A 15,703-nucleotide genomic window follows, 5' to 3' on the forward strand; every position below is an offset into this window, starting at 1 on the left:
GGCTCTGATAAAGGGCCTTTTTAATGCCCTCTGGCCTAACTTCATCTTCAGCCATCAATTGTTTAAACACTTCACAAGCACATATCGAATAATCAAACTCGCCGACTTCCCTGTGATCCCCCACTATACTTCACCTTAGCCCGTCGCTATAACAGCCACTGCATATGCCTTTTGCAACCTAAAAAGCATCGACTTATTCCAAAACAATGACAAAACCCGAACAATTGTAAATTTATTGTAAAAATTTCTTTGAGGGTATTATTTTTATGTATAGGATTATCAGTAGGGCTTGGTAGGCCGAATACCATAGTCTGATTGGTTCACATACCAAAAGGATATCCATACAAAGCAAGATCAGTACTTATATTTATTTCGTTTTTCGACCTAGCTACAGCCGTTTATGTTGCCGTCTAATGAAGTAGATAAATCACTGAAATGTAAAAAATCAAATAAAAAACAAACACAACAGCAGCAAACATAATTTAATAAAAAGACAGGGAAAACCATGAAAAACTTACGTGAATTATTTTTTGGGTTTATATTATTGTTTAGTTCCAGTGCATTTGCAGAAGAAGGATCATTTAGTCAAAGTATCAGTAACTTGAGCCAAAGTGTTGATGGTTTTTTCAATGACTACACAGGTTGGTTCGTTGGATTAATATTTAAAAGTGTTCCACTTGGTGAAGCAAACTTCCCAATCATTGTTGGCTGGCTATTGCTCGCTGCGATCATCTTTACTGTTTACTTTGGCTTTGTTCAATTTAAACGTGTCGGGATGGCAATAGACATTATTAAAGGTAAGTACACAGACCCTAACTCCAAACACGAAGGGGAAGTTTCTCACTTTCAAGCGTTAACAACCGCGCTTTCTGGAACTGTTGGGCTTGGTAATATTGCCGGTGTGGGTGCTGCACTCGCAATTGGTGGTCCTGGTGCGACATTCTGGATGATCTTGTGTGGTCTTCTGGGTATGGCGTCTAAGTTCTGTGAATGTACCTTAGGTGTGAAATACCGAACTATTCTACCTTCCGGTGTTGTTTCAGGTGGTCCAATGTACTACCTAAGCCAAGGCCTAAGCGAAAGAGGACTCGGTGGACTAGGTAAAGCCCTTGCAATTGGTTTTGCGTTAATGTGTATTTTAGGTGCGTTGGGCGGCGGTAACATGTTCCAAGCTAACCAAGCACATGCCATGTTAACTTACGCATTCGATGTACCGAGTGAATACGGTGTGATCACTGGCCTTGTACTCGCTGCTTTAGTTTTCTCTGTGATTGTTGGTGGTATGCCTTCTATCGCATCGGTAACGGAAAAAGTTGTTCCTTGGATGGCTGCTCTGTATATCGGTATGGCTCTGATTGTTATCGGTTCTAATCTTGATCAAGTTGGCCCTGCGTTCAGCGCAATCTTTACAGGTGCATTTACCGGTGAAGGTGTGGTTGGTGGATTCATTGGTGCCCTAATCCAAGGTCTAAAACGTGCAACATTCTCAAATGAAGCAGGTGTAGGTTCAGCAGCAATTGCTCACTCAGCAGTAAAAACAAAAGAACCAATCACTGAAGGTCTTGTATCACTACTAGAACCATTCGTTGATACGGTAATCATTTGTACAATGACGGCATTGGTAATCACTATCGCTGGCTTAAACGTAGGTCCATATGATGGAACAGGTTTAACGGGCGTAACGCTTACTGCTGCATCGTTTACTGAAACGGCAGAAGTGTTCAAATACACACTTGCTCTCGCGGTAATCATGTTTGCGTTCTCGACGATGATTTCTTGGTCGTACTACGGTCTTAAGGCTTGGACTTACCTATTTGGTGAAGGCAAAACAACGGAACTGATTTTCAAAGTGATGTTCTGTGTGTTTGTTGTTATTGGTGCGACGATTCAGTTTGGCGCGGTAATCGACTTCTCTGATGCAGCCATCTTTGCGATGTCTATCTTCAACATTCTTGGCCTGTACTTCCTAATGCCTGTTGTGAAGAAAGAACTGCAATCATTTGTTGCTCGTGTGAAATCAGGTGAAATCAAAACTTACGATAAATAACGTTTAGTAGAATGATGTTGATCTGATAACTAGTTTAGGTCTCATAACGATACAGTTCTAATAAACGAGACTGTTCTAAAAATTTTTGTAAGACCCTTTGCTTGAGAAAGCGAGAACAGGACTGCAACTTATCCAAATCCCTACGAGCTTTGCTTGTGGGGATTTTTATGCCTGAATGGTTGGGCTATTTACTATCCTCAATGCCCTGCTCACTCTTTTCACTCTTTTCACCATCATGTTCAACGTCGAAACGACGAACTAATTCTTCTACTTCGATCATCTCTTTTTGCGCTAATGGCGAACAACAATCATCGAGACAATAAGCTATGGTGCAGTTCTCACAAAGGTACTCTGGCATCACTTCATCCCTTGTCGTCAAAGCAGCCAAATGCGAGCTAGCAATCGACTGCGTGTTCATCCTGAACAATACTATTATGCAGCGACTCTGATCTGAAAATATGTATGCAAAGTCATTTAATAGACAACAAGTAACATATCATTGTGGATATACGTAACTATTCACAAATATCTAAGCAAACAATGAAAACACTCAAATAATCAATAATGGGAAAGCATCGGATCTATGCTCCCCAGAAAACGCAAAACGCCCACATCACGTGTGTGATGTGGGCGTTTCAATATTTACTGTAAACTATCTTTGGGTTGAATAAAGCCTGTGGCTTATAGACCCATCTCTTCAGTGAGCGTTTTGATCTGCTTAAGATCCATGGTGTGGACTTCAATCATTTGTCTGATATCACTCAGACGAGAGTTGGCGTTATCCTGCTTCTCACACGCGTCAGATTTAGCATCCCATGATGTGCCATCTAAGAAAACGTCGCACGCTTTCTTTAGAGAACCAAGGTTCTGCTCAAGTTCATTTTTTTCTTTCTCAAGCTTTTCAAGTTCTTGAGAGATCTGCAATTCTTTTCGGAAAACTTCACGCGAACGCTCAAACAAGGTCGATTGCATGTCAGCCTGACGATTAAGTTTCTGGTTGTCTTGCTGAGTTTGCTCTAACGTTTGCTTCTGTTCGTTTAGCTGCTGCTCTAACGAGTAGTTCGCTTTCTCTAAAACCGAAGACTGCTTCGCTAGGTCTTGGAGCTCTTTTTGATGTTCTTCTGTTTGTTTTACTAGAGCGGCTTCTACTTTTGCATCGATTTCGGTATCGACTTTTGCCACTTTAGTTTCAACGGATGTCATCAACTGTGTTTTGCTGTCATTCAGTTCTTGATAACGAGTTTCGAGTACCTGATAAGTGGACTCCCACTTCGAAGCCGTGATTGTAGAACCGATCAAGCCACCTAACGCCAAACCTATAACCGCAGCAATGCCGATATAAAGCTGACTGCGCTTATCGCGTTCTTCAATAACAACCACTTCATCTTGTTCGCTTTGTCCAGATTGCTGGTTCACTAGCGGGTACTCCCAAAAATTTGTTTAACGTTACACGGTCACTGATACTGATACTGATACTGATACTTTAAGCTCAGTTAAACCTATTGCCCAAGCCAGAAGCACTTGAGCTTTGCTTACACGTTCGTCTTATCTACTCAAAGACAGGTTTAACGAGTTAACTCCGAAATCATCAAGCTCGCCGTATACAAAAGGAAGCTGCTAACGATAACGATCACTACCCCTTTTTGCAGTTTTTCGTTTGTCCGGTAACGAAACAGCACAAATGCCAAAGCCAATAAAAAAACAATCGCTATTAGTCGAGTCATAACTCCTCCTTGTTTCTCTATTTTATACCATTTAAATAAGCAAGTTACGTCAGAGACTCGTTGTTTGATCATTTAGTTGAACAACATTTAAGCAAACAGATATTTTGTAGCTGACATCACATTTTATATGATCTAGGATACGTCTACAGATTACCTAATTATTTAGGTAATTGTTCCGATGAAGACTGCAGGAGAGTGGTTTTTAACTAAATATTAACATTTAGTTAGATTGACCCGCCGAAGAAGTAAATCTTTCAGGTGCTTTATGCTGGAGAAATCCAGAAAAGTGAGGACTGTCGTTGGAGGAACCTCTGGAGAGAACCGTACTACTTTTTTTGTAGCAAGCGGTCGCCGAAGGAGCAAGCTTAGTGCCCGTTACTTATCTATAAGTGATTCGCTAAGTGAAACTCTCAGGCAAAAGGACAGAGGAGTGGAAAGCAACAGCCTTAATTAACAAAAGAATTCTATCTAGAAATCCGTCTGTATTAAGTAGTGCTATCGATCCCTGAGATCCGCACTGCCTTCCCTCTTCTCCTTAAATTTTATATTTATTAAGGGGAAACTATGAACCATCTACAAGCTACACTACAAACCATCAACCAATTCATTTGGGGACCACCACTGCTTATTCTGCTAGTGGGAACGGGGATCTACTTTACTTTTCGCTTAGGCTTACTCCAGTTTAGACACCTCCCAACCGCACTAAAAATGGTGTTCACCAAAGACAAATCCGGTACGGGTGACGTATCGAGTTTCGCCGCTTTGTGTACAGCACTTTCCGCAACGATTGGTACAGGTAACATCGTAGGTGTAGCGACCGCAATTAAGATTGGTGGCCCTGGAGCCCTATTCTGGATGTGGCTTGCCGCTGTATTTGGTATGGCGACCAAATATGCAGAATGTCTACTTGCCGTTAAATACCGCAGAACCGATAGCAATGGCGAAATGGTTGGCGGCCCAATGTACTACCTGCAATACGGTGTCGGCTCACGAATCTTAGCGGTAATGTTCGCTGTCTTCGCGTTAGGTGTTGCCTGCTTCGGTATTGGTACCTTCCCACAGGTCAACGCTATCTTAGACGCAACTCAAATTTCATTTGGTGCTTCTCGTGAGATGTCTGCTGTCGTTCTTACGATATTGGTGGCAGTTGTAACCCTTGGTGGTATTCAATCTATCGCGAAGGTGGCAGGAAAAGTGGTTCCAACCATGGCAATTATGTACATCGTCGCGTGTTTGAGCGTGCTGGTTTCAAATGCCGACCAACTACTGAATGCCATTACCCTTGTGGTTACCTCTGCGTTTACCAACACCGCTGCAACCGGTGGTTTCTTTGGTGCAAGCATCATGCTTGCTATCCAATCAGGTATCGCTCGTGGTGTATTCTCGAACGAATCTGGTCTAGGTAGTGCGCCTATGGCAGCAGCAGCGGCTAAAACGGACTCGTGCGTGAAGCAAGGCCTTATCTCGATGACAGGTACTTTCTTTGACACCATCATCATTTGTACGATGACAGGCTTGGCGCTAATCTTAACGGATGCTTGGCAAACCGACCTCTCTGGTGCGGCGATGACCACTCATGCATTCGCTGTGGGTTTAAACGCCGATACTCTAGGTCCAATGTTAGTTTCGATTGGCTTAATCTTCTTTGCGTTTACAACGATTTTAGGCTGGAACTACTATGGTGAGCGCTGTGTTGTTTTCTTGCTAGGTACTAAAGCGGTTCTGCCTTACAAGATCATCTTCATTGCGTTGGTTGCTTCTGGTGCCTTCTTAAAGCTCGACATGATCTGGCTGATGGCTGATATCGTGAACGGCTTGATGGCAATTCCAAACCTAATCGGCCTGATCTTGCTGCGTCGCGTCGTCATCGAAGAAACAAAGCTATTCTTCAAGCCTTTAACTTCTTCAAGTGATTGTGAAGCCGTTAAAGCGTAACCTGAATTGATTGAATACAGCCCGCATTAAAATGCGGGCTTTTTTATATTTATTCAAACGTTAAACTAAAAAAATCATGACGAACACTTATCCCCTTACATATAAAAGGATATTAATTAGGCCGCTGTGCGAATTAACATACCTCATGGAAAGCTAATAAAACCAAATCTTAATTAGATGTTACTTATATTTAACAGATTATGTATAAATGGCCGCTTTTTAGTCATAAACGAATAAACAACGCTTTGTTTCTACCACACAAAAAATCACTAGAATAAAACATGTGACTTTAATTCATATAATAGTCCGTTTATAGTCATCTACATTGTTGAGAGAATTATAATAAAAATAAAATGTTGGCTATATGATCAGATTCGACCCAATTAAAAACCGTATTTATAGCGACGCACGTTCTATTAAAATAGGATATCGTGAGACTCGTGTTTTAGAGTTATTACTTAAAAACTCACCAGAGATTGTGAATAAGCAAGAGATCATTAGTTTCGCATGGGGAAGCGAATTCATTGGTGATACATCACTTGCGAAATGCATCAGTTTACTCCGCCAAGGATTCGTGAAGCTCGGCATCAAAGAGACGCCAATCGTCACGGTACCAAAGGTTGGTTACCGCCTTATCGATGATTGCGTGGTAATCGACTCGCCCGTCAATAATGCAGCCACAACTCCCCTTGCTGCTGCAAGCAACCTAATACCCGTCGGCAATAACGGTATTGCTATCGGTGCAGCAGTTGCAGTCGAACCTCAGCCTAACCCTAAACAAAGTTCGTCGGCTTACTTTCCCACTGCTGAAAACCGAAACAAGTTGTGCTACTTCACCACTGGCTGCTTACTGTTGGCATCAGCGTTATTGGCTTTTGCTAAGGTTAATGAGAGAAACCTCAGCGATATCAACCCCGTTAACCGGCTCAGCGAGCAATGGATAGGTCAAATACAAGTTTTCCAAGCCCCTGAAATGGCGATGACGCCAGAGCTAGAAAGCATTCTCTATCAGTATCAATGTGATTGCGTGGCTAACATACCAGCGACTTTAGCCACTTGGTCACGCAGTTGTTTGTAAGTGTACGAGGATTGAGTTCCTGTAACTGGAGAGTCGTAAATCAGCGCGGTATTGTCACCTCGCCCATTTTCACAATGATAATCAAGCGCCAGCCAGCACGTGTTCATCACCCCATCAGGAAACCAGCGCTCAATACCGTTATCGTCAGTTTGTAATATCGTTTTTGGTGGTTCAAACCAATCTATCGCTTGTGATTGTGTTTCCCAAAACGAATTAGGGTCTTCCCTAGCCCATTGGTACTCGGTGATATAGTCTGTTTTTCTGTTCATTTGATTCGTAGCAGACATAGTGCCTCCTCCATGCTTTATCCATTTGTCCAAGCGACTAGCTTTTAGCAGTGTCACTTGGGTGCACTCTTTTCTCAGCGTTGTGTTCGTGAATATTTAACCGTTCACGACAATCGCTTTACTTAGGAAAAGGCACACGGATGGCACCTTCCATGATCACTCGGGCACTACGACTCATAATCGCCCTCTCAATTTTCCAACCGCTTTCCGTCTGAATAGCTTTAGCACCCACTTTTAAGGTCCCTGATGGATGACCAAAGGTCACAAAATCTCGGGTCCCCTCACCGGCTGCCAAGTTCACTAACGTACCTGGCACACTTGCCGCCGAAGCAATGGCGACTGCAGCTGTACCCATCATGGCGTGATGAAGTTGTCCCATAGACAAAGCTCGCACCAGAAGGTCGGTATCGTCAGCTAATACCGATTTACCACTTGAAGCTTGATACGCTTGAGGCTTAGCAACAAACGCGACTTTAGGTGTATGTTGGCGTAATTCAGCTTGTTCTAAAGAATCAATCAGCCCCATCGCAACCGCACCATGCGCTCGGATAGATTCAAACAGCGCCAAAGCTTTGGCATCGCTATTGATATCCGATTGAAGCTCTGTGCCTTGATAACCCGCCGATTCAGCATCAACAAAAATAGTCGGTATTCCTGCATTGATGTATGTCGCTTTGATGCAGCCCAATTCGGGAACATCTAAAAAATCGACAACATTCCCTGTTGGAAACATTGAACCATTGCCATCGGCAGGATCTAAGAAATCGACTCGTATTTCTGCCGCAGGAAAAGTCACGCCATCAAGCTCAAAGTCACCTAACTCTTGGACTTCACCATTGGTGATAGGCACATGAATAATAATGGTTTTCTGGATGTTAACTTGCCATACTCGCACCTCGACAACACCGTTTTCTGGAATACGATTCGAATCGACTAAGGCACTATGAATAGCAAATGGGCCTACTGCAGCAGACAGATTGCCGCAGTTACCACTCCAGTCCACAAACGGCTTATCAATGGCAACTTGGCCGAATAGGTAGTCAACATCGTGATCGGCTTTACTGCTTTTCGAAACAATCACGGTTTTACTGGTACTCGATGTTGCACCACCCATACCATCGGTTTGTTTACCATAAGGGTCTGGACTGCCAATCACTCGTAAGAGTAATTCATCTCTCGCTTCACCCGCCATTTTCGCCGCTTCAGGTAAGTCTCTTAGATTGAAGAAAACCCCTTTGCTCGTGCCTCCTCGCATATAAGTTGCAGGCACTTTGATCTGTTTGTTTGTCATATCAAGCTCCTACTGCGCAAGTAAAGTCTTTGGCAAAACGCTGCAACACACCACCAGCGCTATACACATTCACTTCATCTGCGGTATCTAATCGACAGGTTACTGGCACATCAAGCTTTTCACCGCTTTTACGAGTGATCACTAAAGCCAAGTCTGAACCTGCTTCAATGTCACCGTACACGTCGTAAAGTTCGGTACCGTCGAGTTGTAAGGTATTCCGATTCGTTCCCGCTTTAAACTGCAAAGGCAGCACGCCCATGCCAACCAAGTTGGTTCTGTGAATTCGTTCAAACCCTTCTGCCACAATCACTTCAACACCCGCTAAACGCACACCTTTGGCTGCCCAATCACGTGATGAACCTTGTCCATAATCGGCACCAGCAACCACTATCAAGGGTTGTTTACGGTTCATGTAAGTTTCTATCGCTTCCCACATTCGCGTAACTTGACCTTCGGGTTCAACCCTTGCTAATGAACCTTGCACGACTTCTCCAGCGTCCCTCACCATTTCGTTAAACAGCTTAGGGTTGGCGAATGTTGCTCGTTGCGCGGTTAAGTGATCACCTCGATGGGTCGCGTAAGAGTTAAAGTCCTCTTCCGGCACTTCCATTTTGGTGAGGTATTCCCCCGCTGCGCTCGAAGCGAGAATCGCATTTGAAGGGGATAAGTGATCCGTAGTAATGTTGTCGCCCAGAATCGCTAAAGGTCTCATACCAGATAGGTTTCGTTCTCCCGCAAGAGCTCCTTCCCAATAAGGTGGTCTGCGAATATAGGTACTTTGAGGTCGCCAGTCATAAAGCGGTTCAGTCGTTACCTGTTCTTCGTCTGGCTGGAACATTTTCACGTAGATTTGTTGGAATTGCTGAGGCTTAACATGCTCACCGACAACCGCATCAATTTCTGCATCACTTGGCCACAAATCACTTAGATAGATTGGTTTACCATTGTTGTCTGTACCTAGGCTGTCTTTTTCGATATCAAAGCGAATCGTACCCGCTAAAGCGTAAGCAACCACCAATGGCGGTGACGCTAAAAACGCTTGTTTAGCATAAGGATGAATTCGACCATCGAAATTTCGATTCCCAGATAACACAGCGGTTGAGTACAGGTCGCGGTCGATGATCTCTTGTTGGATTTTAGGATCCAACGCCCCACTCATTCCGTTACAGGTAGTGCACGCATAACCCACGATACCGAAGCCTAATTGTTCAAGTTCAGGAAGCAAACCTGACGATTCGAGATATAACTTGGCGACTTTTGAGCCTGGGGCGAATGACGTTTTCACCCAAGGCTTACGAACTAATCCAAGCTGATTGGCTTTCTTAGCCACCAATGCTGCGGCGACTACGTTTCTTGGATTACTGGTGTTTGTACAAGAAGTGATTGCAGCAATAATCACAGCACCATCGGGCATTTGTTCATCGCTATATTTCGCCGAATGTTGTTCTTTCCACGATGATTGGCTAATGCCTTGTTTGGCAAGTTCACTGGTTGGTAAACGACGATGTGGATTGGATGGCCCTGCAAGGTTGCGCTCAACTTTAGACAAATCAAACTCAAGCACACGTTCGTATTGAGCGGAATCTAAATCATCGGCCCATAAGCCAGTTTGCTTAGCGTATAGCTCAACTAACTCAACCTGTTCAGGCTCGCGTCCTGTCAGCTTTAGGTATTGTATGGTCTGTTCATCGATATAGAACATACCTGCTGTCGCGCCGTATTCTGGTGTCATATTCGATATAGTGGCGCGGTCGCCAATAGTCAGTGCACGAGCACCTTCACCAAAGAACTCTAAGTAACTAGAAACCACTTTTTCATTTCGAAGGAACTCAGTAATCGCAAGCACAATATCCGTTGCGGTTATCCCTTCTTGTCGTTGACCCGTCAGTTTAACGCCCACGATGTCTGGCAAACGCATCATAGACGGACGACCGAGCATCACAGTCTCAGCTTCCAAACCACCTACACCTATTGCAATAACACCCAGAGCATCAACATGAGGAGTATGACTATCGGTACCAACACAGGTATCTGGGAACGCGATGCCTTCTTTAGATTGAATCACTGGAGACATTTTCTCCAAGTTAATCTGGTGCATAATTCCATTACCCGCAGGAATCACACTCACGTTTTTAAACGCGGTTTTACACCATTCAATAAAATGAAAACGGTCTTCGTTTCTGCGTTCTTCAATCGCACGGTTTTTATCAAAGGCTTCACTATCAAAGCCTGCATGTTCCACGGCTAAAGAGTGATCAACAATCAGTTGGGTTTCGACAACGGGGTTGACCTTGGCAGGGTCTCCGCCTTGGTCGGCAATCGCGTCTCTTAATCCAGCCAAATCTACTAGGGCTGTTTGACCAAGAATGTCATGACACACCACACGCGCAGGATACCAAGGGAAATCAAGGTCACTCTTGCGTTCAATGATCTGTTTTAAGCTGTTTTCAAGGGTTTCAGGATCACAGCGTCTTACTAATTGCTCTGCCAATACTCTCGACGTATAAGGCAAGGTTCTATAACTGCCCGGAGATATCGCTTCTACCGCTTCACAGGCATCGAAATACTCTAAATGCGTACCGGGTAAAAGTTTTCGGTACTGGTTTTTATCAAGGTACTGAGCTTGTTCAAGTTTTACATCAGACATACATCCACCATTATCTGTTAGATTCTATTCGTTGGTTCTTGAGGCCTTGTCGTATGAAGACGGAAGCCACCTCAAGACATAAGTCGGCTCGTTATAGAGGGCTAACGTAGATGAATAGGTAACCAGTCTTGATGCTCTGGCCCGGTGTAGTCTGCACTTGGACGAATGATGCGATTGTTTTCTCTTTGTTCGAACACATGCGCCGTCCAACCTGTAAGGCGGCTCATCACAAAGATCGGAGTAAACAATTTGGTTGGGATGTCCATGAAGTGATATGCCGATGCATGGAAGAAGTCAGCATTACAGAACAAGCCTTTCTCGCGCTTCATAACCGCTTCAACACGTTCTGAAACGGTGTAAAGCTGTTTATCACCGACCTCTTGAGCTAGCTCTTTTGACCAACGCTTGATTAGAGCATTTCGTGGGTCGCTTTCACGATAAATGGCATGACCGAAACCCATGATTTTGTCTTTGTTAGCAAGCATCTGCATTATGTTAGTTTCTGCTTCATCGGCGGTTTGCCAATCTTGGATCATTTCCATCGCCGCTTCATTCGCGCCACCATGCAGCGGGCCTCTTAGTGTGCCAATTGCTGCTGTAACGCACGAATGAATATCTGACAGTGTTGAGGCACAGACACGGGCAGCAAAAGTAGATGCGTTGAACTCATGCTCTGCGTAAAGCGTTAGCGAACAGTGCATTACCTTCTTATGCAGTTCACTCGGCGCTTTATCTGTTAGCATTTTCAAGAAGTAGCCACCCAGACATGCTTCGCTTTGATCTTCAGTATCAATGCGCACGCCATCGTGGCTAAAGCGGTACCAATAACAAATAATCGCAGGGAAAAGCGCAAGCATTCGTTCGGTCGCGAACAGTTGCTCAGAGAAGTCAGATTCTTGCTCTAGATTACCTAACATTGAACAACCCGTTCTCATTACATCCATTGGATGAGCGTCTGCAGGAATAAGCTCTAGTGCTGCTTTCAAAGGTTGAGGTAAGCCGCGTAGACCAACCAACAATGTTTTGTAATCATCGAGCTCTTTTTCAGTGGGTAAGTGACCCCTTAGTAGCAGATGCGCCACTTCTTCGAACTGAGCATGATTAGCAAGGTCGGTAATATCGTAACCACGATAAGTTAAACCCGTTCCTGACTGGCCTACGGTACATAGCGCGGTGGTTCCCGCACTTTGGCCACGTAGACCAGCACCACCGATTGCAGGTGCGCTGGCTATTTTTTCGCTTTGTTGTTGGTTTTCTGTTGAAGCCTTTTCGACAGCTGCTTTATCACTCAAAGATACAGACATGGTGAACTCCTTTTCTGTGTTAGCCGCCTGCACTCTTTGGTGCTGCCTGTTTATATGCCCGATGATCTTTATTATCGGTACTGGATATGGCGACTAACCATTTCACATTATTGGATTAAGTTGATTTTTGATTAATTGAAACTGGTTTACCCTTCGCTTGAAAACAACTGATCAAGCTTGTTTTCGTAGTCGTGGTAATTCAGGTGTTCGTAAAGCTCTTTACGGGTTTGCATTGAATCCAACATAGCTTCTTGATTGCCTTCAACTAACAAGTGCTTGTAAACATTCTCCGCCGCTTTGTTCATCGCACGGAACGCACTCAATGGATAAAGCACCATGTCGACACTTGATTGGGCCAACTCGTTACAGTTGTAGAGTGGCGTTTGGCCAAACTCAGTGATGTTTGCAAGAATAGGTACGTGCTTACCCGTTGCTGATTTCAACGCCGCCGAGAACTTCACGTATTGGTCTAGCTGATTCATCGCCTCAGGGAAAATCATGTCAGCGCCCGCTTCAACACACGCAATCGCTCGTTCAATCGCACTATCAATGCCTTCAACCGCCAATGCATCCGTACGCGCCATAATCACAAAGCTCTCATCGGTTCTAGCATCGGTTGCCGCTTTGACTCTATCGACCATCTCTTGCTGGCTCACAATCGCTTTATTTGGTCGATGACCACAGCGTTTCTGGGCCACTTGATCTTCCATATGAATTGCAGCTGCGCCTGCCTTCTCCATCGCTCGAATGGTACGTGCAATATTAAATGCGCCACCAAAACCCGTATCGATATCCACCAGCAAAGGCAGATCACACGCATTGGTAATACGTTCAACATCCACCAACACATCGTTCAATGTCGTAATACCTAAATCAGGCAAACCATAAGACGCATTGGCGATACCTCCACCCGACAAATAGATCGCCTGATGCCCCAAGTTCTTTGCCATCATCGCGCAATACGGATTCACCGTACCGACGATCTGCAATGGGTCGTTGTCTTGCACAGCTTGTCGGAACTTTGCTCCTGCTGATAACTTCATAATGACGCTCCCTGTTAATTGTTTATTTCTAGCTAACCTTTAAGACTTACGGCTTTTGGTTATCGCCAGCACTGATCCGCTGACAGATTCCAATGGTCGCTTAATCAAGATCTTTGGATTGAATTTGTTGTTCTATAAGCAATCGACTGCCCGAGATGTGTCGTCGCATTAGCATTTCTGCTAGCTCTTCATCACGGTTGCGAATCGCTTGGAGGATGTATTTATGTTCATCAAGCGCCTCTTTTGGTCGAGACTGTGCTCTAGGCGATTGGTAGCGATACATGCGTAATAGGTGATAAAGCTCGTCACACAACAACGAAATGAGTTTGCTGTTACGACTCGCTTTAATAATGCGGTAATGAAAATCGAAATCCCCATGTTGATGAAAGTAAGAAGAACCCTCAACTTCATCGATGTGCTTTGAGTGTGTCGACAATAATCCTTCAAGCCCGATAAGCTCTTCTTGTGTGATATGTCGCGCTGCTAAGCGCGCCGCCATGCCTTCCAATGCCTCTCGCACCGCGTAAAGCTCTAGCAGTTTGTCTGCCGAAAAAGTAATAACTCGAGCGCCGACATGAGGAATTCGCTCAATTAGGCCAAGCCCTTCGATACGCATTATCGCTTCACGTAATGGTCCTCGACTTACCTCGAAGCGTTTAGCCAGTTCAGGCTCCGAGATCTTACTGCCCGGTGGTAATTCACCGTTAACAATCGCCTCAACGAGATACTCTGTCAGATTTTCCGACTTAGTGTTTTCTTTGTCGCTCACACGTGTTTTCGTGTTTGCACTTAAGGTGAGATCTTTTATCGCAGTCTTCATATTCACGCAGCTCACTTCTGATTGCCGACCTTAACTGTCAACAATTTCATAACATGAACATAAAATACACGATTAAATTGTCGACAATCAAGCTAATTGTCGACAATTTAGACTAAGGTAGTACTTTTATTAAGCGGTAGAGAAGTAGTAAAACGAAGCCATAAAAGAAAATAAATAGATGTTATTCATTAAGTTAAATCGTGAGCAAGCTTCAAACCCTTACCCACCCCAAATTTGCTCGAAAACAATGTGTCGACAACTGACAGTCAACTTTTAGAGATAGTATTCATTTCTACCCATCAGCTATTTAGACCAAAAAAAGAGAAGCAATGATCGCCTCTCTTTATTATTCACAAGATTAACACTCTCAAAATAGGTTAATCACGAGACATCAACATGATACTTGCCAATAACGACATTCCTATTAGCACTACCCCTAAGTTACCAATCTCACCAGCAAGCCCTAGTCCCCCACCAATTAAACAGTAATACAACAATCCTAGAACCGCCCCGGCCGTGCCTGCTTGGTGCTTATAATTGACCAACGCCGTACTAAATATATTAGGACTTGCCATACCAAACCCTACAACCACAGCAGCCATTCCTAATAGAAACCAAAGGTTGTCTTGGTAAAAGTACACCTGAATAGCCCCAATAAAGCTGATTAACACCGCGATCTGAATGAGTCGTTGGGAACCCCATTCTTTTACTAGCAATCGTTTATTCATCGAGCTTCCTAAAACAGATGCTGCCGCTAATATCACGCCACTGTAACCAAATTCAATGGAACTTAAGCCAAACTGGCTGAACATAAATGGCGCTAAAGAATAATAGCTAAACATCATGACATTAAAGCAAGCCACAAGAATCGCACTTTTCCAAATATCTCTATCTTTTAGCATTACCGTGAAAATACCAATAAAGCTGACTGTTTTAGTATCAGCAGGTTTCGTTTCGGGTAAGGAAAAGGCCGATACGATCAGCAATATAAAAGCCATGACAAGCAATAAACTGAACACCACTAAGTGTCCAAAATATTCAGCAATCAATCCTCCTGACATTAAACCAACAACAGGGCTGATTGATACTGCAACAATTGCTAGCGAAAACACTTTCCCTAGCTCTTTGCCTTCATAGCTATCTCGCAATATTGTTTGACCAATAACTGAGCCTACCGCCGCCCCAAAAGCTGAAACAACCCGCGCAATCATGACCATATCAAATTGAGTTGCCGTGATGGCTAAAAGGCAACCAACGCCATAAGTAAACAAACCACACAACATCGCTTTTCTTCGGCCAATAAGATCAGAAACTCGTCCCCAAAAAACAACACCCATAGCAAAAGAAATAAAGTAAATCGACAAGGTTTGACTAGCGCTTGCCATTGATACACCAAAATAATCAACTAAGTGCGGCAATACTGGGCTGTAGATAGTTTCAACAATTTGGGGGAACATCAGCAGAACGATGATCAGTCCCATATGGGGTTTTTTATTCATATTATTCTCTTCTAAAACTGGAATAAGA

General features: G+C 43.9%; 12 protein-coding genes, 1 pseudogene and 1 riboswitch. Of the genes and pseudogenes, 3 read left to right on the top strand and 10 right to left on the bottom strand.

Going from position 1 to position 15,703, the window contains the following annotated elements:
• Window positions 1–505 precede the first annotated feature (505 nt).
• Window positions 506–2,047, top strand: coding sequence for an alanine/glycine:cation symporter family protein (locus AC3CIA_RS08855; protein ID WP_054547673.1), 1,542 nt, complete (start codon window positions 506–508; stop codon window positions 2,045–2,047).
• A 184-nt stretch (window positions 2,048–2,231) separates the two neighbouring features.
• Here AC3CIA_RS08855 and AC3CIA_RS08860 read toward each other — a convergent pair whose 3' ends face one another.
• The 3 genes from AC3CIA_RS08860 to AC3CIA_RS08870 form a co-directional block, all read right to left on the bottom strand.
• A complete protein-coding gene (locus tag AC3CIA_RS08860; RefSeq protein ID WP_488517984.1) occupies window positions 2,232–2,465 on the bottom strand; it encodes a hypothetical protein in 234 nt (77 codons plus the stop codon).
• A gap of 263 nt (window positions 2,466–2,728) precedes the next feature.
• Entirely contained in the window at window positions 2,729–3,463 is a 735-nt protein-coding gene (locus tag AC3CIA_RS08865; RefSeq protein ID WP_102492239.1) for a chromosome partitioning protein ParA, read from the bottom strand.
• Between the two features lie 149 nt (window positions 3,464–3,612).
• A complete protein-coding gene (locus AC3CIA_RS08870; RefSeq protein WP_048659466.1) occupies window positions 3,613–3,771 on the bottom strand; it encodes a hypothetical protein in 159 nt (52 codons plus the stop codon).
• A 301-nt stretch (window positions 3,772–4,072) separates the two neighbouring features.
• Window positions 4,073–4,207: riboswitch (glycine riboswitch) on the top strand.
• Window positions 4,208–4,335: 128 nt separating this feature from the next.
• On the opposite strand from AC3CIA_RS08870, the gene AC3CIA_RS08875 reads away from it, so the two are divergent.
• Window positions 4,336–5,706, top strand: coding sequence for an alanine/glycine:cation symporter family protein (locus AC3CIA_RS08875; RefSeq protein ID WP_488517985.1), 1,371 nt, complete (start codon window positions 4,336–4,338; stop codon window positions 5,704–5,706).
• A gap of 364 nt (window positions 5,707–6,070) precedes the next feature.
• On the top strand, window positions 6,071–6,784 hold the full coding sequence (locus tag AC3CIA_RS08880) for a winged helix-turn-helix domain-containing protein (protein WP_488517986.1): 714 nt from the start codon (window positions 6,071–6,073) through the stop codon (window positions 6,782–6,784).
• Here the strand turns inward: AC3CIA_RS08880 and AC3CIA_RS08885 are convergent.
• From AC3CIA_RS08885 to AC3CIA_RS08915, 7 genes and pseudogenes are all read right to left on the bottom strand, one after another.
• Window positions 6,730–7,071: pseudogene (locus AC3CIA_RS08885) on the bottom strand (acetyl-coenzyme A synthetase N-terminal domain-containing protein); the annotation flags it as partial. The gene AC3CIA_RS08880 and the pseudogene AC3CIA_RS08885 overlap by 55 nt on opposite strands.
• A gap of 118 nt (window positions 7,072–7,189) precedes the next feature.
• Window positions 7,190–8,362, bottom strand: coding sequence for a 2-methylaconitate cis-trans isomerase PrpF (prpF, locus tag AC3CIA_RS08890; protein WP_488517974.1), 1,173 nt, complete (start codon window positions 8,360–8,362; stop codon window positions 7,190–7,192).
• Window position 8,363: 1 nt separating this feature from the next.
• Window positions 8,364–11,009: a Fe/S-dependent 2-methylisocitrate dehydratase AcnD gene (gene acnD / locus AC3CIA_RS08895; RefSeq protein WP_488517975.1), complete on the bottom strand. Its 2,646-nt coding sequence runs from the start codon at window positions 11,007–11,009 to the stop codon at window positions 8,364–8,366.
• Between the two features lie 101 nt (window positions 11,010–11,110).
• Entirely contained in the window at window positions 11,111–12,313 is a 1,203-nt protein-coding gene (gene prpC / locus AC3CIA_RS08900; RefSeq protein ID WP_488517976.1) for a bifunctional 2-methylcitrate synthase/citrate synthase, read from the bottom strand.
• A gap of 146 nt (window positions 12,314–12,459) precedes the next feature.
• The gene (prpB, locus tag AC3CIA_RS08905; protein WP_488517977.1) at window positions 12,460–13,356 is read right to left on the bottom strand and encodes a methylisocitrate lyase; all 897 of its coding nucleotides are present in this window, start codon (window positions 13,354–13,356) and stop codon (window positions 12,460–12,462) included.
• Window positions 13,357–13,456: 100 nt separating this feature from the next.
• Entirely contained in the window at window positions 13,457–14,176 is a 720-nt protein-coding gene (locus AC3CIA_RS08910) for a GntR family transcriptional regulator (protein WP_488518889.1), read from the bottom strand.
• Window positions 14,177–14,553: 377 nt separating this feature from the next.
• Window positions 14,554–15,675 carry a multidrug effflux MFS transporter gene (locus AC3CIA_RS08915; protein ID WP_488517978.1) on the bottom strand — a complete coding sequence of 374 codons (1,122 nt, stop codon included), beginning with the start codon at window positions 15,673–15,675 and terminating at the stop codon, window positions 14,554–14,556.
• Window positions 15,676–15,703: the final 28 nt, after the last annotated feature.

It is taken from the genome of Vibrio sp. QJM3NY_27 (assembly GCF_057785955.1).

What these genes read in the sequence shown, in the direction of transcription:
- AC3CIA_RS08855 (WP_054547673.1), top strand. Translation starts at nt 506, where the DNA reads ATGAAAAACTTACGTGAATTATTTTTTGGGTTTATATTATTGTTTAGT.
- AC3CIA_RS08860 (WP_488517984.1), bottom strand. Translation starts at nt 2,465, where the DNA reads ATGAACACGCAGTCGATTGCTAGCTCGCATTTGGCTGCTTTGACGACA.
- AC3CIA_RS08870 (WP_048659466.1), bottom strand. Translation starts at nt 3,771, where the DNA reads ATGACTCGACTAATAGCGATTGTTTTTTTATTGGCTTTGGCATTTGTG.
- AC3CIA_RS08875 (WP_488517985.1), top strand. Translation starts at nt 4,336, where the DNA reads ATGAACCATCTACAAGCTACACTACAAACCATCAACCAATTCATTTGG.
- AC3CIA_RS08880 (WP_488517986.1), top strand. Translation starts at nt 6,071, where the DNA reads ATGATCAGATTCGACCCAATTAAAAACCGTATTTATAGCGACGCACGT.
- prpF (WP_488517974.1), bottom strand. Translation starts at nt 8,362, where the DNA reads ATGACAAACAAACAGATCAAAGTGCCTGCAACTTATATGCGAGGAGGC.
- acnD (WP_488517975.1), bottom strand. Translation starts at nt 11,009, where the DNA reads ATGTCTGATGTAAAACTTGAACAAGCTCAGTACCTTGATAAAAACCAG.
- prpC (WP_488517976.1), bottom strand. Translation starts at nt 12,313, where the DNA reads ATGTCTGTATCTTTGAGTGATAAAGCAGCTGTCGAAAAGGCTTCAACA.
- prpB (WP_488517977.1), bottom strand. Translation starts at nt 13,356, where the DNA reads ATGAAGTTATCAGCAGGAGCAAAGTTCCGACAAGCTGTGCAAGACAAC.
- AC3CIA_RS08910 (WP_488518889.1), bottom strand. Translation starts at nt 14,176, where the DNA reads ATGAAGACTGCGATAAAAGATCTCACCTTAAGTGCAAACACGAAAACA.
- AC3CIA_RS08915 (WP_488517978.1), bottom strand. Translation starts at nt 15,675, where the DNA reads ATGAATAAAAAACCCCATATGGGACTGATCATCGTTCTGCTGATGTTC.